The organism is Roseovarius sp. THAF9 (assembly GCF_009363715.1).
Lineage (GTDB): Bacteria > Pseudomonadota > Alphaproteobacteria > Rhodobacterales > Rhodobacteraceae > Roseovarius.
On the sequence record NZ_CP045404.1, the window covers coordinates 191234 to 214284 of the forward strand.

Here is a 23051-nt window from a genome sequence, read left to right on the forward strand (position 1 = left end):
GTGCTGGACGCCGGTCAGGCGAGGTGGTCCACGACTTGAAGGTGCTGGGCGAGGCGGTCGACCTCCGACAGCAAGCGCGCGACCAGCTTGGGGTCGCTAGGGGCGGGGCTGACGCCGGCCGGGATTTCGTGGTTGGCCACGGCCTCGACCGCGAGGGAGACCGGGAAAGAAACCAGCCGGGACATGGCGGTGCCGCGGGCGTCGCCCCAGGCGTCCATCACGAAGGTTTTGTGCCAGACAGGGCTGCCGCCACGTTCGGCCTTGAGGTCGACGCAGAGAACGACGCGGTCGGGGTCATCCTCGCCATAGGCGTTGTCACGCCAGAACTGGTCGGACATTTCCTTGAGCCTTGCCTCGCCTTCGGGGCCTTCGAGCGTTTCGATCTCGGCGAAGACGTCGCTCCAGGCCTCGGACCAGCCATTGAGGCGCAGCGTACCGCGCACGAATTCCTTGACCCGCCAGGCAGGCTCGAAGCCGTAATCATCGAGGAAAGGCAGGCTGTCGCGGTTCGGGTAGACCTCGAAGGTTTCGGGCGTGGGCAAGGGCGCGGTATAGGTGCCGAGCGCATCCCAGGGGCGCTTGACGTTGAGTTCGGAGTAGTTGCGGATCGACCGGGAGGGCGAGCGCAGGGCCTTGAGCACGCCCAGCGGTGACCAGCTGAATTTGTAGCGGAAGGGATTGGGGTTTTTGGGGATGCCGCCGCAATAGCTGAGGAAGCTGAGGTCGTTTTCGGGGTTGAACGCCGCCGAGGAGCGGTAATCGGCCATCAGGTGATGGGCCATCAGGTGGTCGATGCCGGGATCGAGGCCGATTTCGTTCACCACGCTCACGCCGCGCAGGAGCGCCTTGGCATGGAGCGCGCGCATCTCGGGGGCGATGTAGGAGCTTGAGACGAAATGCGCGCCCTTGTTGATGCACATCTCGGCCAGCGGCACATGCCAGTCGCCGGGCAGCATGGAAACCACGATATCGCCCTCCTGCACCTCGGCGGACAGCATGTCGAAATCAAACGCGCGGATGCGGTTCGTGAGGTCGCCCACGGCGGCCTCGGCCTTGTCCAGAGAGCGGTTCCAGACGGTGACGTCGTGGCCTGCCTCGATCAGCCTGCGCAGGCCGGGCACGGCCGACAGGCCGGTGCCACACCAGTGAATTGTCATGACTGTGCCCCCTTCAAACGTGCTCGCGGAAGGTCCGTTCCGCGCGTGCCCACACTCCGGCGTCCAGTTTGTCGAGCGTTTTCAAGGATGGCAAGAGTTGGCTGGCATAGTCCTGCGAGGATTCCAGCGGCAGGAGCGACGGCAGGTTGTCAATTGCCATGACGTCAAGCGGGGGCGCGTCGTGCACGCGGGTGACGGGCGCGTCCCAAGTGGTGGCCTGGGAATAGACCGGCACGGGGTTGTAATCGCTGTCGGGATCGCAGGCGACGTCGCCGATGACGGTCAGGCGGCGTTGGGCGGTCAGGGCGTCCTTCGGCACGAAGACGGGCGTGCCGGGGCGGGCGAAGATGCAGTTGAGGAAAAGGTCGTGTTGCAGGATTTCTGGGAACGGGCCGCCATGGGCGGTTTCGTCCATGTCCCACTTGGTGGGGGTGACGTCCATCGCGGCGCAGAGGTCGGCCGCACCGGTGCCGACACGGCCCAGCGCGCCGATCACGATGGCGGAGGGGCGCTCAACGCCGGTGGCGTCGAGCGTTTCGGCGAGATCCTTGAGCAGCGCGTCCTTGTCCGGGTAGGCGGAGACGGGCCCGCAGGTCTGGCCCTGTTGCTGGGCGGCCCACGCGAAAAGGCTGACGGCAGCGCCGGCATAGCCCGCCCAGTAGCCGAAGGCGGCGACGCGGCGGCCCTGTTCGTCGACGAGGTATTCAAGATCGTAGAGCGTGCCGCCCCCGTCCTTGAAGCGGTCCAGAAGGCGCCGGCCGGAATGCTGACCCTTGAAGGCGTGGCCGAACATGATGTGGCGGTGCGGCAGGTGGGTGCCGTCGTCGGGCAGTTCCTTGAGCCCGAAGATGATGGCGTCGCGGGGCGCGTCGGGCCAGGAATTCTGCGGCACGATGGTGGCGCCCGCGTCGGCGTAGCGGTCGGTGGGGATGATGCGGTCGGGGCTGTCTTCGACGCTGATTTCCATGCCCTGCGCAATGAGGGCGGCGGCGCCCTCGGGCGTGAGGCCGGTGCGGTCTTCGTTGTCGCGCTGTTCGGCGCGCAGCCAGAGATGGGTCATGCGAAGTCTTTCGTCAGCAGGCCGTAGTCGCGGATCGCCGCCGCCGAGGGGCGGGCGGCCATCATGGCGCGGTGGGCCTTGATCTTGGGGAAGCGGTCGACATCGACCTTGTCCATTTCCAGCCAGCAGCAGATGGCGAACAGCCAGGGGTCGGCGATGGTCATCTCTTTGCCCATGACGAAGGGGGCGAGGGCGCAGGTTTCCTCGATATAGGCGCAGCTGTCGGCCATGTTTTTCGGCATCTTGGCCTTCATGTCAGCCAGTGCCGCGTCGCTGTCGGCCCAGCGGATGCCGCGGGGGCCGTGAGCGTGGTTCACATGCATGGTGGAGGCCAGATAGTAGCAGATCGCGCGGAGTTGGGCCGCATCCCACGGGTCGGCGGGTACGAGGCCTTTGTCGGGCACCTGGGCGGCGATGAATTCGGCGATGGCGCCCGTTTCAGTCAGGATGCCCTGATCGGTCACCAGTGCCGGGACGCGGCCCTTGGGGTTGAGCGCGAGGTAGTCGGGCTTGGTCTGGTCGCCGTCGGCGAAGCTGAGCGCGACGGGGGTATGGTCCAGTCCGGCCTCTTGCAGCAGCAGGCCGGTGGCGACCGAGATGGTGCCGGGGGCGTAGTAGAATTTCATGCGCGGGGTCCTTCAGACATAGGTGCGGGCATGGGCCCGATCCGGGCGGTCGAGATGGGGAATGGCGTTGAAGCCCGCGACCATGAGCGTGTCGTGCACGTAGCTGAGCCGGTGCATCGAGGCGTTGTTGATTTGCAGCATGACCCGGGCCATGGCGGTGTTGTCGAGGTCGAGCACGTGGCGCAGGGCCATGCCGATGACGCCGCCGGAGGTGACCAGCAGGGTGCGGCCCGCGTCGGCGCATTGCTCGGTCAGCACTTCGGTGATGCGGGCGGCGAAATCATCGAAGCTTTCGGGGACACCGGGCAGGTCGCCGGTGGTCCAGAGGGTGATGACCTGTGGCAGATGCGTGGCGAATTGCGAGGGATCGGTGGGAACCGGGATGGCATGGGCGTCGAATGCGGCCTGGGCGAGGGCGAAATAGCTGAGCTCGTTCAGGCGCGGATCCTGGGTGGTGACGGTGACGCCCATGTGGTGGGCGGTGTCGACCTGGCGTTGCAGCGTGCCGGTAAGGACGCGGTCGAAATGCGGGTTGGTGGCGGCGATATGCTCGCCCAGCCAGCGCGCCTGCTCGGCGCCGAGATCGGAGAGTTGGTCATAGCCCGCTTCGTCGGTGGCGTGGCTGTTGGCCTGCCCGTGCCTTACGAGAATAAGTTCCGCCACGCCTGATTCTCCCCCGGATGGTCGTTTCTTGTGGTTCCAAGTGTCATAGCGGCCCGCGCGCCGGGATTGAAGCGGAAGAAAGACCGCGATTGTGCAGGACATTGCCCAGTGTCAGGTCTCGTTGACATGGATCATCGCCTTTCAGTGCGAGATATGACAAGCTGAAGTCGTCCTGAACGTTTGGTGCGTATGCGAACCGGTTTCGCAATTGCGTTTCGGACGGGAGGAGTTGCAAACGGGACATACGACAATGCAACACAAGGACCAGACGAGGGTCTTCGACAAGACGTCGGACCAGGGTGACCTGCCACGTCCGCCGGGTGCGGATCTGGCGGGTTTGCAGGCGCATTGCTGTGCGTGCGGCGACTGTATGGCAGTGTGCCCGCGCGACGTGATAGGCCGGGATGACGAGGGCTTTCCGGTGTTGATTGACCGGCAGAGCTGCGGAGAGTGCGGGCTTTGCGCGGACGTCTGCACGCGCGGCGCGATCATGTTGACCAAGGAGACGTCGGCAGGTCTGAAAAAGACCCTGCGACGGGAACGGCGACTGGCGTTGCGGTTGCTGACACAATAGCGCGCGCTGGTGCCAGCCGGGTGTTACCGGTCGCGCCACGTGACATCGCCCAGAAAGATATAGCCCGCGCCGTAGATCGTCTTGATCAGGCGCGGGTTCTTGGGGTCCTCGCGCAGCTTGGTGCGCAGGCGCGAGATGCGCACGTCCATGGCACGGTCGAAGCTTTCGCCCGCCGCGCCTCCCAGCGCCTCTTGCATGGCCTGGCGCGAGATCAGGCGCTTGGGGCGGTCGAGAAAGAGGCGCAGAACCTCGCCTTCGGCATGGGAAAACGGGGTTTCCTGCCCGGTATCGTCTTCCAGAACGTAGCGGTCGAAATGCGCGGTCCAGGGGCCGAAGCGGGCGGTGTTGCCGGTATTCGGGCCGGGCGCGTCGCGACGCAGGCGGGCGCGGATGCGGGCCACGACCTCGGCCGGATCAAAGGGCTTGATGATGTAGTCGTCGGCGCCAAGTTCCAGCCCGGTCACGCGGTCCTGCACCTCGGCCCGGCCCGAGATGATGATGACCCGTGCGCCCTGTTCCAGCGCGAGCCGGTGCACGAGGGTCAGACCGTCACGGTCGGGCAGCGAGAGGTCGACGAGGCAGATATCGGGAGAGTGGGTGCGCAGCGCGGCCTCGAATTCGGTCGCGCGGGCGAAGGTGAGGGTGCGAAAGCCGGCCTCTTCCAGCGTTTGGGCCAGCATGGTGCGAATGGCCGGCTCGTCGTCGAGGATGGTGACGAGAGGGGCGGTTTCGGTCATGGCGTCGCCCCGCCCGACAGGGCGGCGCGCAGGGCGCCGGGCTGGAACGGTTTGCGCAGCACGGGCGCGCGGGCGAGGGCGGCGGCGTGCAGCGGATCGGAGGGGGGCAGCGAGGTCATCAGCACCGCCGGAGGGTGCCGCGTCGGCAGGGCGTCGATGAGGTCGAGCCCGGTGGCCTCGCCTTCGAGTGTGATGTCGCTGAGGATGGCGGTGATTTCGGGCAGGCCTTGCAGAAGCGCCTGCGCCTCGGTCGCGCTGGTGGCCTCGATGACCTGGTGGCCGTCGGCGCGAAGCATGGCGCGGATGCTTTCTCGCAGGTCGGCGCTGTCCTCGACCAGCAGCACGAAGCCGGGCGCGTCCGCCGCGCTGACCTCGCGCAGGGGCAGGCGCAGGGTGACCTGGCCGCCGGTATCGGTGTTGTCGATCATCACCCGCCCGCCGGCGAGCTTGGTCATGTTGTAGACCATGGTGAGGCCCAGCCCCGAGCCTTCGCCGCCCTTGGTGGTGAAGAACGGATCGAATGCATGGCTGCGGACGTGATCGGAAAAGCCGGGGCCGGTGTCGGACACGGCGACATCGAGCCAGGTGTCCTGCACGGTGGTGACGGTAAGGGTGATGCGGCCCGGCGCGGCGTTCGCGTCGCCGATGGCATCGCGGGCATTGAGCAGCAGGTTGATGAGCGAGTCCTGCAGCATGCCGGGATCGAGCAGGCAGGTGCGGGGTGCATTCCCGGCGGCGATGTTCAGCGTGATCTTGTCGGGCAGGACCGAGCGCGCCAGCGGTTCCAGATCGTGCAGGAAGGCGGGCAGGTCGGTGGGCACGGGCGTATGTTCGCGCGGGCCGGTCATGTCGGCGATGCGGTCGAGCAGAGTGCCGCCGCGCCGGGCCGCGCCCAGGGTGGCGGCGATGAGGTCTGTGGCCTCTTCGGGCAGGGACATGGATTGCAGGCGCGACTGCATCCCGAGGATGATGGTCAGCAGGTTGGAGAAGTCATGCGCGAGGCCGGAGGTCAGTTGCGCGGCCATTTCGCGGCGGCGGTGCTGGCCCAGGGCGGCGCGGGTCTGCGCCTCTTCGGTGATGTCCATGGACAGGATATAGACGCCGCCGGTGGCCGGATCGGGTGTGAGCGCCACGCGGATCCGGCGGGAACTGGCGGCGTGGGTGAATTCGAACACCGACGGCTCGCCGGCATAGGCGCGATCGAGATGCGGGGCGATGTTGGCGAAGGTCTCGTCCCCCAGCGCGTCGGCGGGGGCAAGGCCGACGGGGTCGGCGGTGCTGCCCGGCATGATGAGCGACAGGCGGCGGTTGGAATAGGTATAGCGCCGGTCCGGGCCGAGATGGGCGATATGGGCGGGCACCATCTCGGTCGTCAGGCGCATCCGGGCCTCGGCCTCGGAGGCCTGGCGCTGGGCCTCTTCCAGCGCCGTGATGGTGGATTCAAGCTGCCGGTTGGCCGCCGCCAGATCGTCGGAATAGGTGACGAGCCGGTCCGACAGTTCCTCGGACCGGGCGGCGAGCAGCGCCTCCTGCTGTTTGGCGCGGGTGATGTCGGTGTAGACGGTGACCCAGCCGCCCTGCGGCAGGGGCGAGCCTTCGACGCTGATGGTGCGGCCATTGGCGCGGGTGCGTTCCATGTAATGCGGCTTGAACGCGCGGGCGATGTCCACCCGGTCGGCGACGAAGCGGTCGAGGTCGGTCACTTCGCCGTAGTCGCCGCGTTCGGCCAGAAAGCGGATGGTGTCTTCGAAATGGGCGCCGGGGGTGACCAGCCGGTCGGGCAGGTCGAACATCTCCTGGAAGCGGCGGTTGCAGACGGCGAGGTTGAGATCGGCGTCGTAGATCGTCAGGGCCTGCTGGATGAGGTTGAGGCCCGCGGTGGTCATCTGCGTGGTGTCGCGTGGGCTCATGCGGCGTGCTCCTTGGCCCAGGCGAGGGCGGTGTCAAGCTGGTCGTCGCCCCAGAAAAGCTCGTTGTCCACGGTAAAGCTGGGGGCGCCGAAGATGCCGCGGCGCATGGCCTCTTCGGTGGTGTCGCGCAGGCGGTGCTTGTTGGCGTCGGCCTGGGCCTTGTCGATCAGGTCGCGGGGCAGTTTCGCGGCGTCGAGACAGGCGGCGATGACGTCACTGTCGGCGATGTCGAGGCCCTCGGCGAACTGCATGAGGTAGACGTTCTGGCAAAAGGCGATGCCTTCGGCGTGTTCGAGCGCCAGTTGTGCGGTGCGGGCGGCGAGGACGCTGTGCTGGGGCATGGTGTCGGAGCGTTGGAACGTGAGGCCGAGGGCGGCGCAGCGGCGTTCCATGTCGCGCCACATGTAGGTGCCTTTGGCGGCGTAGATCCTGAAGGGCGAGGTGTCCCAGCCCTGTGCGGCGAAGATCGGGCCGAGCAGGAAGGGGCGCCAGCGGACGGTGACCCCGGCCTCGGCTGCGCGGGCGGGCAGGCGCATGACGCTGAGATAGGAGTAGGTCGAGGCGAATTCGAACCAGAAATCCATCTGTGGTTTTGCCATGCTTACGGTCCTCTTGCGAGAGGGGCAATCGACGGGGAAATGGCGGGCATGTCAAGGGTGGGCTGGGGGAGCATGTGTCGCGCGGAATCAAGGCGCGGCTTTGCCGCGCCGCCGCGCGATCGTCCGCTGACCGAAAGGCGATTGCCTGCAATCGCCGAAAGGGGGGCCGCCCCCCGGGCTGGCGATTGGGTGACGTCAGCACCTCGATCCAAAGTTTCGCGGATTTGGCATTGATAAAGCGCGCTGAAGGAAGGTCGTTCGCCATCCCGCGGTCTGGCAATCGCGCGGCTTACGTTGCGCCTGTTACAATTCGTAAGGATTGGGCAAAGATCAGGAAAAAGTTGACGATCAGCCTCGGCTGCGCACTCTATGGAGGATCGAGACTCGGTCCCGGTGGGGCGCGGTCTGTTCGCGGGAGAGAGCGGACAAAGGGAGGACACAATTTGGCACAGTCGTCGAGAGGCGCGGATGGGCTTTCGTCCATTCCGGCCCTTTTGCAGCGCAACGCCGCGCAGTTCGGGACCAAGCCCGCCTATCGGGAGAAGGAATACGGGATCTGGCAAAGCTGGACCTGGGCAGAGGCGGAGCAGGAGATCGAAGCGCTGGCGCTGGGGCTGTTGAACCTTGGGGTGAACAAGGGCGACTTCATTGCCGTGATCGGGCGGAACCGGCCCTATTTCTACTGGTCCATGGTCGCCGCGCAGTCGGTGGGCGCGATCCCGGTGCCGGTCTACCAGGACAGCGCCAGCGAGGAGATGGCCTATGTGCTGGACCATTGCGGCGCGCGGTTCGCGATTGTCGAGGACCAGGAGCAGGTCGACAAGATTATCGACATCCAGGATGAGCTGCATCTGTTTGAGCATATCATCTATGTCGATCCACGTGGTCTGCGGAAATACGATCATCACAAGCTGCACCAGTTCAGCCACGTACAGGACCAAGGGCGCGCGGCGCGTGAGGAATTCATCGGCGATCTGAAGGCCCGGCGGGACGCTTTGGATTACGACAGCACCTGCGTGATGCTTTACACGTCGGGAACCACCGGCAAGCCCAAGGGCGTGGTGCTGTCCAACCGCAACATCATCGAGGCGTCGAAATCGTCGTCCGAGTTCGATCACCTGACGCGGAACGAGGAAGTTCTGGCTTACCTGCCGATGGCGTGGGTGGGGGATTTCATCTTTTCCATCGGGCAGGCCTATTGGTGCGGGTTCTGCGTGAACTGCCCGGAAAGCCCGGACACGATGCAGGTGGACCTGCGCGAGATCGGCCCGACTTATTATTTCGCGCCGCCGCGGGTGTTCGAGGGACAGCTGACCAACGTGATGATCCGGATGGAGGATGCCAGCCGAATGAAGCAATGGCTGTTCCATACCTTCATGGAGCATGCGCGGAAGGTGGGGCCGGCGATCTTGGACGGCAAGAGCGTCAGCGCGTGGGACCGGCTGAAATACCGCCTTGGCGGGTTGCTGGTGTACGGGCCGCTGAAGGATACGCTGGGGTTTGGGCGCGTGCGCGTGGGCTATACCGCGGGCGAGGCGATCGGGCCTGAGATCTTCGATTTCTATCGCTCGCTGGGGATCAACCTGAAGCAGCTTTACGGACAGACAGAGGCGTCGGTGTTCATCACGCTCCAGCCCGATGGCGAGGTCTACAGCGACACGGTGGGCGTGGCCGCGCCGGGGGTGGAGTTGAAGATCGCCGAGAGCGGCGAGGTGTTCTATCGCGGCGACGGCGTGTTCGAGGAGTACTACAAGAACGCCGAAAGCACGGCGAGCACCAAGGATGCCGAGGGCTGGGTCGCGACGGGCGATGCCGGGTTCATCGACGACAAGACCGGGCATCTGAAGATCATCGACCGGGCCAAGGATGTGGGCAAGATGGCCGATGGCAGCCTGTTCGCGCCGAAATACGTGGAAAACAAGCTGAAATTCTATCCCAACATCCTCGAGGCCGTGGTGTTCGGCAACCAGCGGGAGCAATGCACGGCCTTCATCAACATCGACCTGAATGCCGTGGGCAACTGGGCCGAGCGAAACAATATCGGCTATGCCTCCTACCAGGAATTGGCGGGGCATCCGCGCGTGCTGGAGACGGTGAAGGAACACGTGGAAGAGGTGAACCGGAGCCTTTCCGAAGACCCGATGCTGGCGCATTGCCAGGTGCATCGCTTCCTGGTGCTGCACAAGGAGCTGGATGCGGATGACGGCGAGATGACCCGGACGCGGAAGGTGCGGCGGGGCGTGATCTCGGAGAAGTTCGAGGAACTGCTGGGGGCGCTATATGACGGCTCGGAGGAGAAGTTCACCACGACGGAAGTCACCTATGAGGATGGGCGCAAGGGCAGCATCTCGGCCACGCTGAAGATCGTGGATGCGCAGGTGGTGCCGGTGGCGCAGGAAAAGGTGGCGGCGGAATGAGCTTTGAAACCTGGGCTGCGCTGACCGTCCTGGCCGCTTTCGCGGTCTGCATTCTGGCGGCCAAAGAAAAGTTTGCCAGGGCCGGGTCCGGCCTCGCTGTTGCTGCGTCGGCCTATTCCGCGCTGCAAATTCTGGAGGCCGTGGCACCGGAACAGACAGGAACAGCTGCGACAATCATCGCCGGAGCAACTGGCGCCGGTCTGGGCCTGACCATTTTCCTGCTGGCGGGAGGGCAGATATGAAGGACACCGAAGGATACACCACCGAGGACGGTCGCAAGATCGGCGGTGTCCTGATGGAGATGAAAAACATCACGCTGCGCTTTGGCGGGGTGGTTGCGATCCAGGATATCAGCTTTGACGTGCGCGAAGGGGAGATCCGGGCGATCATCGGGCCGAATGGCGCGGGCAAATCCTCGATGCTGAACGTCATTTCAGGCTTCTACAATCCGCAGGAGGGCGAGGTCTGGTACAAGGGTGAAAAGCGCCCGCAGATGAAGCCCTACCAGGTGGCGCAGCAGGGGATTGCGCGGACGTTCCAGAATATTGCCCTCTTCGAGGGGATGAGCGTGCTGGACAACGTCATGACGGGGCGCATCCGGCAGATGAAATCGGGGCTGTTTTCGCAATCGTTGTGGAAGGGCAAGGCGGAGCGCGAGGAGGTCGAGAACCGGGCGTTCGTGGAGCGGATCATCGATTTCCTGGAGATCCAGCACATCCGCAAGACGCCGGTGGGGCGGCTGCCTTACGGGTTGAAGAAGCGGGTGGAGCTGGCGCGGGCGCTGGCCGCCGAGCCCTCGATCCTGCTCTTGGACGAGCCGATGGCGGGGATGAACGTCGAGGAGAAGGAGGACATGAGCCGCTTTGTTCTTGATGTGAATGACGAGTTCGGGACGACTATCGTGCTGATCGAGCATGACATGGGCGTGGTGATGGATTTGTCCGACCGTGTGGTGGTGATGGATTACGGCAAGAAGATCGGGGACGGCACGCCGGACGAAGTGCGCAGCAACCAGGCGGTGATTGACGCTTACCTGGGGGTGGCGCATGACTGAGCGCGGTTGTCCGATGTCATGCCGCGGACGCGGTCTTGCGGCCTCAATCCGCCTGCTGGGTGCGGTCATGATCTTTGCGTGTCTGTCGCTCGCAGCCGAGCAGACATCCGCGTCAGACCTTCCGCCGGTGGTGCAACAGGAACTCTACGACGGGATCGAGAAATGCGCGGCGTTCTTCGGGACCCGCGACCTTTCGGAGTTCGCGCCGCTGCAGGAACGCGCCCTAGTGGGCAAGGACGGGCCGGACGTCGAGGGTGTCTATGCTCTGTCTTCCGGCGCACTGGGAATACGTGCGAAGCGTGTCGATTTCGGCGGACCGTCCTGCAAGGTTTTCGTCACCGGGTATTTCGACGACGACAGCGCTGCCACCGAACTGGACGCTGCGGTGGTGAATCATTTCGATGGGATGAAGAGCCTGAGGATCGGCAGCCTAACCTTCGAGGCGCGCGACGCGTTCTTCAACAAGGTGGACCGCGAAAGGCTTGTCTCCTGCATCGGGGGAGAAGAACGCGGTTTACTGGGCGAACGAAATGCGATCAACGGCAAGGGATCGATCGCCTTCATCTCGCCTTTGAGGGGAGATATTCCATGCTGAGAATAGCCTGTTGCCTTTGCATCGAGGAGGCTTGGAGTTTGTCTGGCGAGGAGATGGTCAATGCCTGATCAGTTGATTTTCGGGATGGAAGTGTTCCTGAACGGTCTTATGGCCGGGGTGCTGTATGCGCTGGTCGCGCTGGGCTTCGTGCTGATCTACAAGGCGTCGGGGATCTTCAATTATGCGCAAGGTGTCATGGCCCTCTTTGCGGCGCTGACGCTGGTGGGGATCATGGAAGGGCAGGTGCCGTTTTCGCACCTGATCAACGCGATCTTCGGCACGGAGATCCACCATTTCGGCTGGCACGTGCCGGCGCTGGCGGCGATTTTGCTGACGATGGTTGTGATGGTGGCGCTGGCCTGGGTCGTGAATGTGCTGATCTTCAAGCACCTGGTGAACCAGGAGCCGATCATCCTGTTCATGGCCACCATAGGCCTTGCCTATTTCCTCGAAGGGTTCGGGGACATGATGTGGGGGTCGGACATCAAGACGATGGATGTGGGCCTGCCGCAGGGGATCAACGAGGTGATCGACGAGACCACGGCGGGGTGGTTCGGCTATGGCTTTTTCATCGACAACCTGGACATCGTGGCGACGGTGATTGCCGCCGCGCTGGTCTTCACGCTGATCGTGTTCGCGCAATACACCAAGCAGGGGCGCGCGATGCGGGCCGTGGCGGATGACCACCAGGCGGCGCTGTCGGTGGGCATTTCGCTGAACTTCATCTGGGTGATGGTGTGGTCGCTGGCCGGATTTGTTGCGCTGGTCGCCGGGATCATGTGGGGCACCAAGTCGGGCGTGCAATTCTCGCTGAGCCTGATCGCGCTGAAGGCTTTGCCGGTGCTGATGCTGGGCGGGTTCACCTCGATCCCCGGGGCCATCGTGGGGGGCTTGCTGATCGGCGTGGGCGAGAAGCTGTTCGAGTTCGCCATCGGCGCGCCGTATCTGGGCGGGGCGACGGAGATCTGGTTCGCCTACGTGCTGGCGCTGATCTTTCTGGTGTTCCGGCCGCAGGGTCTCTTTGGCGAGAAGATTATCGAGAGGGTATGAGTCGTGAGCCTTGAGCAGAGCATTGACTGCCCGGACTGCGGCGCGCCCATCGCGATAGAGACGCGGGCGCTGATGGAAGGAGCTTCGTTCGCCTGTGGCGATTGCGGCGCGGAGATTTCGATGGCGGGACGCGCCGAGGAAAGCTGGGGCGCGGCGCAGGCGAAGTTCGCGGCGCTGAAGGCGGATATGCTGAAGGCCGGGGAGGGCAAGACATGAGACAGCTGATCGCGATTTTGAACGTCGTCGCGTGGTCGGGGTTCTGGGCCTTCGGGTACCTGGCGCTGACCTCGGACGTGGATCAGAGCGGACAGATGGTGGTTGCCGCGATCCTTGCGGCGCTGGGTGGCGGCACGGGGATGCTGGCATATTTCTGGCTGGTGCGGCACGCGGAGGAGACGGGCTATGCTCGGCCTGCGAACCGCGTGGCGAAGCGGGAGGACGACGATGCGGAACCGGTTTGAGCGGCCCCGCGCGAGCGACCGCGTGTCCCTGCGGGCCACGGCACCCGCCCGCCCGGGACCTTCGTTTCGGGCCTGTGACGTATCTGGAGGAGAGATCTGATGTTTTATCGTGAGGCGGGCGACTTCAAGACGTCCTACGTGGCGGACAGCCAGACCTTTCCGATCAAGTTCGACAGGTTCCGCTATTACGCGGTGTTGCTGGTGGCCTTTGCCATCGTGCCCTTCGTGATCAATGACTATTGGGTGAACGCGGTCTTCCTGCCGTTCCTGATCTATTCGATCGCGGCAATCGGGCTCAATATCCTCGTTGGCTATTGCGGGCAGGTCAGCCTTGGCACCGGGGGCTTCATGGCCGTGGGAGCCTATGCCTGTTACAAGCTGATGACCGGGTTTCCCGAGGTGAGCATTTTCATCCACGTGATCCTGTCGGGCGGGATCACGGCGGGGGTCTGCGTGCTGTTTGGCTTGCCGAGCTTGCGGATCAAGGGCTTCTACCTGGCGGTGGCGACGCTGGCGGCGCAGTTCTTTCTTGTCTGGCTCTTCAATCGGGTGGGGTGGTTCTACAACTACTCGGCCTCGGGGCAGATTAACGCGCCCGAGCGGACGGTCTTCGGTGTGCCCATTACGGGGGCCGAGACCGCGCCCTGGGCGGCGTATCTCTTTTGCCTGGTGTTCACCGTGGTTTGCGCGCTTGTGGCGCGGAACCTGACGCGGGGGATGCAGGGGCGGCAGTGGATGGCCATCCGGGACATGGATATCGCCGCCGAGATCATCGGGGTGAACCCGCTGAAGGCCAAGCTGAGCGCCTTTGCCGTGTCGGGCTTTTTCGTCGGCATCGCGGGGGCGCTGTTCTTTGCCGTCTACCTGGGCGCCGTGGAAGTGGGCGAGGTCTTTGGCATCAACAAGTCGTTCCTTGTGCTGTTCATGGTGATCATCGGCGGGCTGGGATCGATCTTTGGCTCGTTCGCCGGGGCGGCGTTTCTGGTGCTGTTGCCGGTGCTGCTGAAGAACGTGTTGGTGGGCGGGTTGGGCTGGCCCACGGACCTGGCGGCGCATTTCGAGTTCATCATCGTGGGTGGGCTGATCGTGATATTCCTGGTGGCCGAGCCGCACGGGCTGGCGCAGCTGTGGCGGGTGGCGAAGGAGAAATTGAGACTATGGCCGTTTCCGCATTAGCGGGGCGGCATGGCGGGATGAAATCCCGCCCTACGGGTTGGGCGCTCGCGCCCATGGCGAGACATCGGACATACCAAGGGAGGAACAAACCGATGAAACATAAACTGCTGACAGCGATTGCGGCTGTGGCGATGGTGGCGAGCCCCGCGCTTGCGGAGCTGACCATCGTCGATACCAGCTATCGCACCGGGCCCTATGCGGCGAACGGCATTCCGTTCTCGGATGGCTACCAGGACTATTTCACCCTGCTGAACGAACGTGACGGCGGCATCGGTGGCGAGATGATCAACCTGATCGAATGCGAGACCGGGTACAACACCGAGAAGGGTGTGGAGTGTTACGAGGCCACGAAGGGCGAAGGCGCGCTGGTGTATCAGCCGCTGTCCACCGGCATCACCTATCAGCTGATCCCCAAGGCGACCGCCGACGGCATCCCGCTTCACACGATGGGCTACGGTCGTACCAGCGCCAAGGCCGGCGAGGTGTTCAAGTGGGTGTTCAACTATCCGGCCAACTACTGGGACGGTGCGTCGCTCGCGATCACGCATCTGGCGGAGCAGAACGAGGGTGATCTGAGCGGCAAGAAAGTGGCGCTGGTCTATCACAACTCCGCCTATGGCAAGGAGCCGATCCGGACGCTGGAGAAGCTGGCCGAGAAGCATGGTTACGAGCTGATGTTGCTGCCGGTGGATCACCCGGGCCAGGAGCAGAAGTCGCAGTGGTTGCAGGTGCGCCAGCAGCGTCCGGACTATGTGATCATGTGGGGTTGGGGCGTGATGAACCAGGTCGCGATCCAGGAGGCCGTGAACATCCGGTTCCCGATGGAGAATTTCATCGGCATCTGGTGGTCCGGCTCGGAGAACGATGTGAAGTCGGCGGGCCCGAAGGCCGATGGCTACAAGGCGCTGACCTTCCACAACCTTGGGTCCGATTATCCGGTCTATGACGACATCCAGCAATATGTCGTGGATACCGGCAATGCCGCCGGTGCGGGCGATCAGATCGGCTCGGTCCTGTATAACCGGGGCATGTATGCCGCGATGCTGGCCGCCGAGGCGATCAAGACCGCGCAGGAGATGCATGGTACCGCCGCGATCAACGCTGCCCAGATGCGCGACGGGATGGAGAACCTGGAGATGACCGAGGAGAAGATGGCCGCACTTGGCCTCCCGAACTTTGGCCCCGAGTTCAAGGTGTCGTGCGAGAACCACGGCGGCAACGGCTTTGGCGCCGTGTCGCAGTGGAACGCGGAGGCCGGCGAGTTCGACCTGATCACGGAGTACTACCAGTCGGACCAGGAGATCATCCAGCCACTGGTGGAAGAGGATTCGACCGCGTTCGCCGAGGAGAACGGCATCGAGCCGGGTTGTTGATCTGACACTATTTCCCCGGCCGCTGCACGCGGTGGCGGCCGGGGATCATTGAGTATTTTTGGCAAGAAAAAGCGCGGGTCGCACGCTAGACCCGGCGTGATGGAGACCGACGCATGGCCGAGGCTGCTGTTCAGACCGAAGAGAACCTGCTTGAGGTGAACAATATCGAGGTGATCTACAACCACGTGATCCTCGTGTTGAAGGGTGTAAGCCTGAGCGTGCCGAAGGGCGGGATTACCGCTCTGTTGGGCGGCAACGGGGCGGGCAAGACCACCACGCTGAAGGCGATTTCCAACTTGCTGCGCTCGGAACGCGGCGAGGTCACGAAGGGCAATATCCGGTATCGTGGCGAGCGGGTACAGGACCTGGTGCCGTCGGAGCTGGTGAAGAAGGGCGTGATCCAGGTGATGGAGGGGCGGCATTGCTTCGAGCACCTGACGGTCGAGGAAAACCTGCTGACCGGGGCCTATACGCGCGGGTCGAGCAAGGGGGAGATCGAGAAGGATCTGGACCTTGTGTACGAATATTTTCCGCGGCTGAAGGAGCGGCGGCGGAGTCAGGCGGGATACACGTCAGGCGGGGAGCAGCAGATGTGCGCCATCGGGCGCGCGCTGATGTCCCGGCCCGAGACGATCCTGCTGGACGAGCCCAGCATGGGGCTGGCGCCGCAGCTGGTGGAGCAGATTTTCGGGATCGTGAAATCGCTGAACGAGGAGGAGGGCTATACCTTCCTGCTGGCGGAGCAGAACACCAACGTGGCGCTGCGGTTCGCGCAGTATGGATACATCCTGGAGTCGGGCCGCGTGGTGATGGATGGGCCCGCGAAGGAGCTACGCGAGAACCCGGACGTGAAGGAATTCTACCTGGGCATGTCCGACGAGGGGCGCAAATCTTTCCGCGACGTGCGCAGCTATCGCCGCCGCAAGCGGTGGCTGAGCTGATGACAGAAGCGCGCGTCGCTTGCAGGACGCCTGCCGAAGGGCGAGACGGGGCTACGAGCATTCCGGAATGGAAATTCGACGCTGTCCGCCGTGGCATTCACGCTGCATTGGCAGCGGGGCCACTTCCGTTCAAGGATTTACGCGAGGCGGTGTGTTCAAAGCTGTCCGAAGAACAACTTTCGCAGCTCGGATCACTGGGCTGGCATGTGACCACCGTGAAGCTGGAGTTGGAAGTGCGCGGCGAAGTGGCGCGCGTCGCTGGCAAAGGGCCGCAGGTGATCCAGCGCGCGGAGACCTAGGTATGTCAGTTTCCGGTCAGTTCCGCCCGCATTTCCTCGATAAGGGCCAGAGCCTCGGTGCGGGTGTTGCGGATGTTGGGGCGGAAGCCCTGGGATTCGGCGCGCAGGCGGATGTCTTCCTCGGTTTCCGCCCCGGCGGCGTAGCGCGCGGAGCCGAGCGACGCGGCCTCGTTCAGCCGCTTGCCGCGATGGGCGTATTGCACCCAGGCGGCGGGCAGGATTTCGCAGCCGTTGAGGTTGACGAGGAAGAACCAGCGGCGGTCGGTGGCGCGGATGCGTTCCTCGATGTGGTCGTAGAAATCATTGACGTCGCGGCTGTGATGGAAGGTGAAATGCGAGAAGTCCACGTCCATGATGACAGTTTCGGGATCGAACCGGATGCGGCGGACGAAATCGGCGGTTGTGTAGGTCGGGTCATGCGTGACGCGGGCGCGCCGCGTGCAGGGCATCTCGGCGATGCGGGCGATGGCGGCGTCGCGGTCGGAGAAGAGGTTGGGATCGAACGCCTCGGTATTGGCGGCGCGCAGGATCTGGCGCTTGGTTTCCTCGGACGCGTCGAAGCGGACAGAGCCCATGGAATGTGCGAGGTTGAGCGCGCGGCCCCGGCGGGAATAGGCCGTCCAGGCGGCGGGGTCGATGCGGGTGCCGTTGAGGTTGACGAGAAAGAACCATTTTTCCTCGCCGGTGGCAGCGATGCGCGCCTCGAGCCGGTCGTAGAAGGCGTTGACGGTGGCGCTATCGGGGAAATGGACCTCGCTGAAGTCGACCTCCATGATCTGCAGGTCGTCGTGGAAGGTGATGCGCGCATCCAGCGCGGCGCGGTCGAGAGCGGGCGCGGTATCGGTGTCGGTCATGGTAGCAGTCTCTGGTATCTGTCTGGCGAAAATTCAGTATACAAAAGTATGCAATCGGTAACACGGCGGCGCATGTCCGACCATCGGGCAAGCTGTCGCAGGGTCGAGGGCCGATGGAGGGCCAGCACATGAGCCAGTATTTCGATGATCTTGAAGCGCGCAAGTCTGAGGACCGCGCGTCGGCCATTGCTCGCGCATTGGGCGAGCAGATCGGACGGGCGCAGGGGCTTGGGGGCTATGGCGATACGCTGGCGGGGGTCGCGCCGGGGGATATCAAGAGCGTGGCTGACCTGGCCCGCTTGCCGGTGCTGCGCAAGGCGGATCTGGGGCAGGCGCAGAAAGCTGCGCCGCCGTTTGGCGGGCTGACGGCGGGGCCGGCGTCGGGCTTTGCGCATGTGTTTCAGAGCCCCGGGCCGATTTACGAGCCCGGCGGAGCCGGGGCAGACTGGTGGCGGATGGGACGGTTTCTGCATGCCTGCGGGATTGGTGCGGGCGATATCGTGCAGAACTGCTTCGGCTACCACCTGACGCCGGCGGGCATGATGTTCGAGAACGGCGCGCGGGCGGTGGGGGCCACAGTCCTGCCTGCCGGAACGGGCCAGACCGAGTTGCAGGTAAGGGCCGCGCATGACATCGGGACCACGGCCTATGCCGGGACGCCGGATTACCTGAAGGTGATCCTGGACAAGGCGGACGAGATGGGGCTGCGCCTGCGCATCACCAAGGCCGCCGTGGGGGGCGGTGCGCTGTTCCCGTCGCTGCGGCAGGAATATGCTGATCGGGGCATTCAATGCCTGCAATGCTATGCCACCGCCGACCTGGGCAACATCGCCTACGAGAGCCCGGCGCAGGAGGGACTGATCGTCGACGAGGGCGTGATCGTGGAGATCGTGACGCCCGGCACCGGCGATCCGGTTGCGCCCGGCGAAGTGGGAGAGGTCGTGGTGACCACGCTGAACCCGGATTATCCGCTGATCCGCTTTGCCACCGGCGATTTGAGCGCGGTGCTGGAGGGGGAAAGCCCCTGTGGGCGGACCAATATGCGGATCAAGGGCTGGATGGGGCGCGCCGACCAGACCACCAAGATCAAGGGCATGTTCGTGCGCCCCGAGCAGGTGGCCGCGCTGGTGGCCAAGCATGACGAGATCGCACGCGCCCGGGTCGTGGCCAGCCGCGAGGGCGAGATGGACGTGATGACCGTCCAGATCGAGGCCGATGGCGGCGCACCGGAGGCCTATGCGGCAACAGTGAGTGACGTGCTGAAGCTGAAAGGCAAGATCGAGGTCGTGGCGCGGGGCAGCCTGCCCAACGATGGCAAGGTGATCGAGGATTTGCGCAGCTACGAGTGACGCTGTCCGGGCGCGGCGTCACTGTTCGTCGCGGATGAAGGCCGGTTCGTCCTCGGTCGAGCGGGCGGCGTCATAGCGGTAGCCGCCGGAGTCGAAATCCTTGAGGGCTTCGGGATCGGTCAGGCGGTTCTGGACGATGAAGCGGGCCATGGCGCCGCGGGCCTTTTTGGCGAAGAAGCTGATGACCTTGGCTTCGCCATTTTTTGTGTCGAGGAAGGTGGGGGTGATGACCCGGAGCTTGAGCGCGTCGCGGTCGACGGCGCCGAAATATTCCTGGCTGGCGCAGTTGACCAGCACGTTTGTTTCCACCTCGTCGGCATAGCGATTGAGCGCCTTCGACAGGCGGTCGCCCCAGTAGTCGTAGAGCGATTTGCCCTTCTCGGTCTTGAGGCGGCTGCCCATTTCCAGACGGTAAGGCTCGATATTGTCCAGGGGGCGCAAAAGGCCGTAGAGGCCCGACAGGATGCGCAGGTGATCCTGCGCCCAGTCGAGTTCGTCGGCGTCGAGCGATCCGGCTTCGAGCCCTTGGTAGGTGTCGCCGGCAAAGGCGAGCGCGGCGGGCTTCCTGTCCTGCGAACCGAAATTGCTGAACCGTTCGGCGTTGAGTTTTGCGAGGTCGTCGGAGATGCCCATCAGCTTTTTCAGGTCGGCCTGGCTGAGTTCGCGGGCGACGTCGGCCAGCGCGTGCGCATCCTTGGCGAAGGCGGGGCCGGTGGGGTGGATCCCCTCGGCCGGGGACATGTCCATTTTCTTGGCAGGCGAGACGACGACGAGCATATGTGACCCTTGGCTGGTTCCGTGTTCGGGCTGATCTAGTCCGCCGCGTGCAGGACGTCCAGAAAGGCCGGGCCGAAACGCTCGGTCCTTTTGTCGCCCAGCAGGCGTTCGAGGTCGCCGAGGTCGCGGGGTTTCGAGGCCGCGACGCGGGCCAGCAGGCTGGCGGAGCAGGAGAGCGGCTTTTCGATGCCGTCCGCGCCGCGGGCGAGGTTTGCCTGCACCTCCATCAGACGGTCATAGACCGTGCCGGTCTCGCGGCCCGCCAGTTTGCGGCGGGTGGGGTGCATCGCCTCGGCCTCGCCATTGATGACCTCGAGGAAGGCTGCGCCGTATTGTTCGAGCTTCTTGGAGCCGACGCCGGAGATGCGGGCCATGTCGTCGAGCGTGCGGGGCCGGGTTTCGGCCATCTCGATCAGGGTGCGGTCGTTGAAGACGATATAGGCGGGCATCCTGGCGGCCTCGGCCAAGGCGCGGCGCTTGGCCTTGAGGGCCGACAGGAGCGGCGCGTCCTCTTCGGCCACCAGCGTCTTGGCGGCGGGGCGGCGGGACTTGGGCGCGAGGGTGTCGCGGCGCAGAGTGATCTCTTGCTCGCCCTTCAGGATCGGGATGGCACGGTCCGTCATGCGCAGGGCGCCGTGGCGTTCGGGATCGGGGCGGATGAGATCGTGACCCATCATCTGGCGGAAGATCCCCTGCCACGTGCGGCGGTCGGTGTCGCGGCCCACGCCGAAGGTGGGCAGGCCGTCATGGCCGCGGGCGCGGATCTTGTCGGTTTCGTTGCCCGTCAGGATGTCGATGAGGTGGCCGGCGCCGAAGAATTCCTCGGTGCGCAGGATGGCCGAGAGCGCCTTGCGCACATCCTGTGTGCCGTCGAAGGTTTCGGGCGGCGTGGTGCAGGTGTCGCAATTGTCGCAAGGGGCCGGATCCTCGCCGAAATAGCGCAGCAGGGCCTGACGGCGGCAGGCGTGGGTTTCGGCAAGGCCCAACAGGGCGTTCAGGCGAGCGTGATCGGCGGCGCGGCGCTCGGGTGGGGCGAGGCCCTCGTCGATTTGCGACCGGCGCAGACGGATGTCGTCGGGGCCGAAGAGGGTGAGCGTATCGGCGGGCGCGCCGTCGCGGCCCGCGCGGCCGATTTCCTGGTAGTAGCTTTCGATCGACTTGGGCAGATCGGCATGGGCCACCCAGCGGATGTCGGGCTTGTCCACCCCCATGCCGAAGGCAATGGTGGCGACGACCACGAGCCCGTCCTCGGTGCTAAAGCGGTGTTCGACTTGGCGGCGGTCGTCTGGGTCCATGCCGCCGTGGTAGTGGCAGGCGCTGTGGCCATCCTCGCGCAGGGCCTTGGCCAGCGTTTCGGTCTTGGCGCGCGTGCCGCAATAGACGATGCCGGACTGGCCCTTGCGGGCGGCGGCGAAGCTGAGAATTTGCTGGCGCGGGCTGTCCTTGGCCGAGAAAGCCAGCGTGATATTGGGCCGGTCGAAGCCGCGCAGGAAGGTTTGCGGCTGCTGGCCTTCGAACAGTTTCTCGATGATCTCAGCGCGGGTTTCGGCGTCGGCGGTGGCGGTGAAGGCCGCAAGTGGCACGCCCAAGGCGCGGCGCAGCTCGCCGATGCGCAGGTAGTCGGGGCGGAAGTCGTGGCCCCATTGGCTGACGCAATGGGCCTCGTCCACGGCGATAAGGCTGACGCCGATGCGGCGCAGCATCCCCATTGCGGACCCGGCGGCGAGGCGTTCGGGGGCGATGTAGAGGAGTTTGAGGCGGCCTTGGTCGAGGGCCTCCCAGACGGCCTGGGTTTCTTCCTCGGTATTGCCGGAGGTGAGTGCACCGGCCTCGACTCCCGCAGCCCTGAGGGCGCGGACCTGGTCGCGCATTAGCGCGATGAGGGGGGAGATGACGACTGTGACGCCGTCGCGCAGCAGGGCAGGGAGTTGATAGCAAAGAGATTTGCCGCCGCCGGTCGGCATGATGGCAAGGGTGTTGGATCCTTCGGCGACGGTCTGGACGATTTCTTCCTGCCCGGGACGGAAGGCGGAGAATCCGAAGACGTCTTGCAGCAGCGTGGCAGCGCTTTGCATGGGAAACCTGTAAGATTTTAGTTTTCTGCTCTTACGGGTGACAGTCCCACACTAAGGAATCGTAAACAAGTCCCGGATGAGCGCCATTGGTGCCTCGTTGCGCGGAAACAAGGCCGAAGGCCGCCGCGCCATCGCGGCCCCCCTCCCTGGGGGCGGCGATTTGGCAGATGACGGCGCATCGCTCGAACGTTTTTCGGATGTGGCAGAGATAAAGTGCCTTAGCCGGCGCACTGGATCGCCACCCCGGGGGGCCGCGATGGCGCGTCTATCCGCAGTAGCCGAGGGGCCTGCCGTTGCACAGCAGTTCCGGCAGGATGAAGTCGCGCAGCGAGATGAGGGCGACGAAGGCCACCAGCGGCGCGAGGTCCAAGGGGCGGGTGTCGGGCAGGATGCGGCGGATGGGTTCGTAGATCGGCTCCAACAGGCGGTTGAGGCCATACCAGATCTGGGCCACGAATTGCTGGCTGAGGTTCAGGACCTGGAAATTGATCAGCCAGCTCATGATGATGTGGATGATCATGATGAAGAACACCACGTCCAGAATGAGCCCGATGGGACCTGCGATTGCCTGCATCTAGAAAACCTCTTGCTTGCTGCGCGAAATAGGTAAGCCTCATGGCGGTATTCCGCAAGCTTTACGCGAGGTTGTGGTTGACGTATGCCGCGCCCGCGTCAAGACCACTGGGGAAAGGAGCGCCCGATGTATCCTGTCGTCCGCATGTTCTGGCAGCTTTATAAGCACCGCAATTCGCCGCCGCTGGCGCCGACCGATACCCATATGTCGCGGCATGTCTGCCTGCCGTGGGATATCGACCTGTGGATGGAGCTGAACAATGGGCGGACGCTGACGCTGTATGACCTGGGGCGTATTCCGCTGGCGCGGCGCGCGGGACTGGTCGGCGTGCTGCGGAAGAACCGCTGGGGGCTGACCATGGCGGGGGCGAGCGTGCGGTATCGCCGCCGGATCAGGATGTTCGAGACGGTCGAGATGCGGTCTCGCGCCGTGTGGTGGGATGCGCGGTTCGTCTATCTGGAACAGTCGATGTGGAAGGCGGATGGCGAATGCGCCAACCACATCGTCTATCGCTCGGCCGTGACCAGCAAGGACGGGATCGTGCCGCCCGAGACGGTGATGGCGGCGCTGGGCAAGACCGTGGAGCGGCCCGCCGCGCCCGAGTGGGTGACCGCCTGGATCGAGGCGGATGCCAAGCGGCCCTGGCCGCCGATGCAGGACTGACGCGGAAAGCCCAAGGAAAGGCTTGCCACGGGCCCGTGAACCGCGTTTGATCGCGGCGAGGCGAGGG

Annotated in this window: 25 protein-coding genes; 14 read left to right on the plus strand and 11 right to left on the minus strand. The window is 64.6% G+C overall.

Features of this window, described 5'->3' with window-relative positions; translation table 11 throughout:
- Window positions 1-14: 14 nt before the first annotated feature.
- Genes FIU86_RS00945 through FIU86_RS00960 form a run of 4 tightly spaced genes read right to left on the minus strand, consistent with a single transcriptional unit; the run spans window position 15 to window position 3506 of the window.
- Window positions 15-1157, minus strand: a complete 1143-nt coding sequence (locus tag FIU86_RS00945; protein ID WP_152473365.1) for a saccharopine dehydrogenase family protein — start codon at window positions 1155-1157, stop codon at window positions 15-17.
- 13 nt (window positions 1158-1170) lie between these two features.
- Window positions 1171-2217, minus strand: a complete 1047-nt coding sequence (locus FIU86_RS00950; RefSeq protein WP_152473366.1) for a saccharopine dehydrogenase — start codon at window positions 2215-2217, stop codon at window positions 1171-1173.
- Window positions 2214-2843, minus strand: a complete 630-nt coding sequence (locus FIU86_RS00955; RefSeq protein ID WP_152473367.1) for a glutathione S-transferase family protein — start codon at window positions 2841-2843, stop codon at window positions 2214-2216. The genes FIU86_RS00950 and FIU86_RS00955 overlap by 4 nt, the downstream gene beginning before the upstream one ends.
- A 12-nt stretch (window positions 2844-2855) precedes the next feature.
- A complete protein-coding gene (locus FIU86_RS00960; RefSeq protein WP_152473368.1) occupies window positions 2856-3506 on the minus strand; it encodes a histidine phosphatase family protein in 651 nt (216 codons plus the stop codon).
- A gap of 250 nt (window positions 3507-3756) precedes the next feature.
- Between FIU86_RS00960 and FIU86_RS00965 the strand changes: the two genes are divergently transcribed.
- Window positions 3757-4080 carry a 4Fe-4S dicluster domain-containing protein gene (locus FIU86_RS00965; RefSeq protein ID WP_152473369.1) on the plus strand — a complete coding sequence of 108 codons (324 nt, stop codon included), beginning with the start codon at window positions 3757-3759 and terminating at the stop codon, window positions 4078-4080.
- A gap of 23 nt (window positions 4081-4103) precedes the next feature.
- Here the strand turns inward: FIU86_RS00965 and FIU86_RS00970 are convergent, their stop codons facing one another.
- Genes FIU86_RS00970 through FIU86_RS00980 form a run of 3 tightly spaced genes read right to left on the minus strand, consistent with a single transcriptional unit; the run spans window position 4104 to window position 7326 of the window.
- Window positions 4104-4817, minus strand: coding sequence for a response regulator transcription factor (locus FIU86_RS00970; protein ID WP_152473370.1), 714 nt, complete (start codon window positions 4815-4817; stop codon window positions 4104-4106).
- Entirely contained in the window at window positions 4814-6727 is a 1914-nt protein-coding gene (locus FIU86_RS00975) for a PAS-domain containing protein (protein WP_254703909.1), read from the minus strand. Before FIU86_RS00975 ends, FIU86_RS00970 begins: the two co-directional genes overlap by 4 nt.
- A complete protein-coding gene (locus tag FIU86_RS00980) occupies window positions 6724-7326 on the minus strand; it encodes a 2-hydroxychromene-2-carboxylate isomerase (protein WP_152473371.1) in 603 nt (200 codons plus the stop codon). Before FIU86_RS00980 ends, FIU86_RS00975 begins: the two co-directional genes overlap by 4 nt.
- Before the next feature lie 443 nt (window positions 7327-7769).
- Between FIU86_RS00980 and FIU86_RS00985 the strand changes: the two genes are divergently transcribed.
- The 11 genes from FIU86_RS00985 (at window position 7770) to FIU86_RS01035 (ending at window position 16692) form a co-directional block, all read left to right on the plus strand.
- A complete protein-coding gene (locus FIU86_RS00985; RefSeq protein ID WP_152473372.1) occupies window positions 7770-9743 on the plus strand; it encodes an AMP-binding protein in 1974 nt (657 codons plus the stop codon).
- Entirely contained in the window at window positions 9740-9985 is a 246-nt protein-coding gene (locus FIU86_RS00990) for a hypothetical protein (protein WP_152473373.1), read from the plus strand. Before FIU86_RS00985 ends, FIU86_RS00990 begins: the two co-directional genes overlap by 4 nt.
- The gene (locus FIU86_RS00995) at window positions 9982-10797 is read left to right on the plus strand and encodes an ABC transporter ATP-binding protein (protein ID WP_152473374.1); all 816 of its coding nucleotides are present in this window, start codon (window positions 9982-9984) and stop codon (window positions 10795-10797) included. The genes FIU86_RS00990 and FIU86_RS00995 overlap by 4 nt, the downstream gene beginning before the upstream one ends.
- Complete coding sequence (locus FIU86_RS01000; RefSeq protein ID WP_152473375.1) at window positions 10790-11392, plus strand: hypothetical protein; 603 nt, start codon at window positions 10790-10792, stop codon at window positions 11390-11392. The genes FIU86_RS00995 and FIU86_RS01000 overlap by 8 nt, the downstream gene beginning before the upstream one ends.
- Window positions 11393-11452: 60 nt before the next feature.
- Window positions 11453-12442: a branched-chain amino acid ABC transporter permease gene (locus FIU86_RS01005; RefSeq protein WP_152473376.1), complete on the plus strand. Its 990-nt coding sequence runs from the start codon at window positions 11453-11455 to the stop codon at window positions 12440-12442.
- A 3-nt stretch (window positions 12443-12445) separates the two neighbouring features.
- The gene (locus FIU86_RS01010) at window positions 12446-12658 is read left to right on the plus strand and encodes a hypothetical protein (RefSeq protein WP_152473377.1); all 213 of its coding nucleotides are present in this window, start codon (window positions 12446-12448) and stop codon (window positions 12656-12658) included.
- A complete protein-coding gene (locus FIU86_RS01015) occupies window positions 12655-12903 on the plus strand; it encodes a hypothetical protein (RefSeq protein WP_152473378.1) in 249 nt (82 codons plus the stop codon). Before FIU86_RS01010 ends, FIU86_RS01015 begins: the two co-directional genes overlap by 4 nt.
- Before the next feature lie 99 nt (window positions 12904-13002).
- Window positions 13003-14079 (plus strand): branched-chain amino acid ABC transporter permease, encoded by a 1077-nt coding sequence (locus FIU86_RS01020; protein ID WP_152473379.1) that lies wholly within the window; start codon window positions 13003-13005, stop codon window positions 14077-14079.
- Between the two features lie 92 nt (window positions 14080-14171).
- On the plus strand, window positions 14172-15452 hold the full coding sequence (locus tag FIU86_RS01025; RefSeq protein WP_152473380.1) for an ABC transporter substrate-binding protein: 1281 nt from the start codon (window positions 14172-14174) through the stop codon (window positions 15450-15452).
- A 113-nt stretch (window positions 15453-15565) separates the two neighbouring features.
- A complete protein-coding gene (locus FIU86_RS01030) occupies window positions 15566-16393 on the plus strand; it encodes an ABC transporter ATP-binding protein (RefSeq protein WP_152473381.1) in 828 nt (275 codons plus the stop codon).
- A complete protein-coding gene (locus FIU86_RS01035; protein ID WP_152473382.1) occupies window positions 16393-16692 on the plus strand; it encodes a hypothetical protein in 300 nt (99 codons plus the stop codon). The genes FIU86_RS01030 and FIU86_RS01035 overlap by 1 nt, the downstream gene beginning before the upstream one ends.
- A gap of 5 nt (window positions 16693-16697) precedes the next feature.
- On the opposite strand, the gene FIU86_RS01040 is transcribed toward FIU86_RS01035, so the two are convergent.
- On the minus strand, window positions 16698-17546 hold the full coding sequence (locus FIU86_RS01040; RefSeq protein WP_152473383.1) for a hypothetical protein: 849 nt from the start codon (window positions 17544-17546) through the stop codon (window positions 16698-16700).
- A 128-nt stretch (window positions 17547-17674) separates the two neighbouring features.
- On the opposite strand from FIU86_RS01040, the gene FIU86_RS01045 reads away from it, so the two are divergent.
- Entirely contained in the window at window positions 17675-18895 is a 1221-nt protein-coding gene (locus FIU86_RS01045; RefSeq protein ID WP_152473384.1) for a phenylacetate--CoA ligase family protein, read from the plus strand.
- 18 nt (window positions 18896-18913) lie between these two features.
- On the opposite strand, the gene yaaA is transcribed toward FIU86_RS01045, so the two are convergent.
- The 3 genes from yaaA to FIU86_RS01060 form a co-directional block, all read right to left on the minus strand.
- Entirely contained in the window at window positions 18914-19672 is a 759-nt protein-coding gene (gene yaaA, locus FIU86_RS01050) for a peroxide stress protein YaaA (RefSeq protein WP_152473385.1), read from the minus strand.
- 35 nt (window positions 19673-19707) lie between these two features.
- A complete protein-coding gene (recQ, locus tag FIU86_RS01055; RefSeq protein WP_152473386.1) occupies window positions 19708-21747 on the minus strand; it encodes a DNA helicase RecQ in 2040 nt (679 codons plus the stop codon).
- 265 nt (window positions 21748-22012) lie between these two features.
- Window positions 22013-22321, minus strand: a complete 309-nt coding sequence (locus FIU86_RS01060) for a YggT family protein (RefSeq protein WP_152473387.1) — start codon at window positions 22319-22321, stop codon at window positions 22013-22015.
- Between the two features lie 126 nt (window positions 22322-22447).
- On the opposite strand from FIU86_RS01060, the gene FIU86_RS01065 reads away from it, so the two are divergent.
- A complete protein-coding gene (locus FIU86_RS01065) occupies window positions 22448-22984 on the plus strand; it encodes an acyl-CoA thioesterase (protein WP_152473388.1) in 537 nt (178 codons plus the stop codon).
- The last annotated feature ends 67 nt before the right edge of the window (window positions 22985-23051 follow it).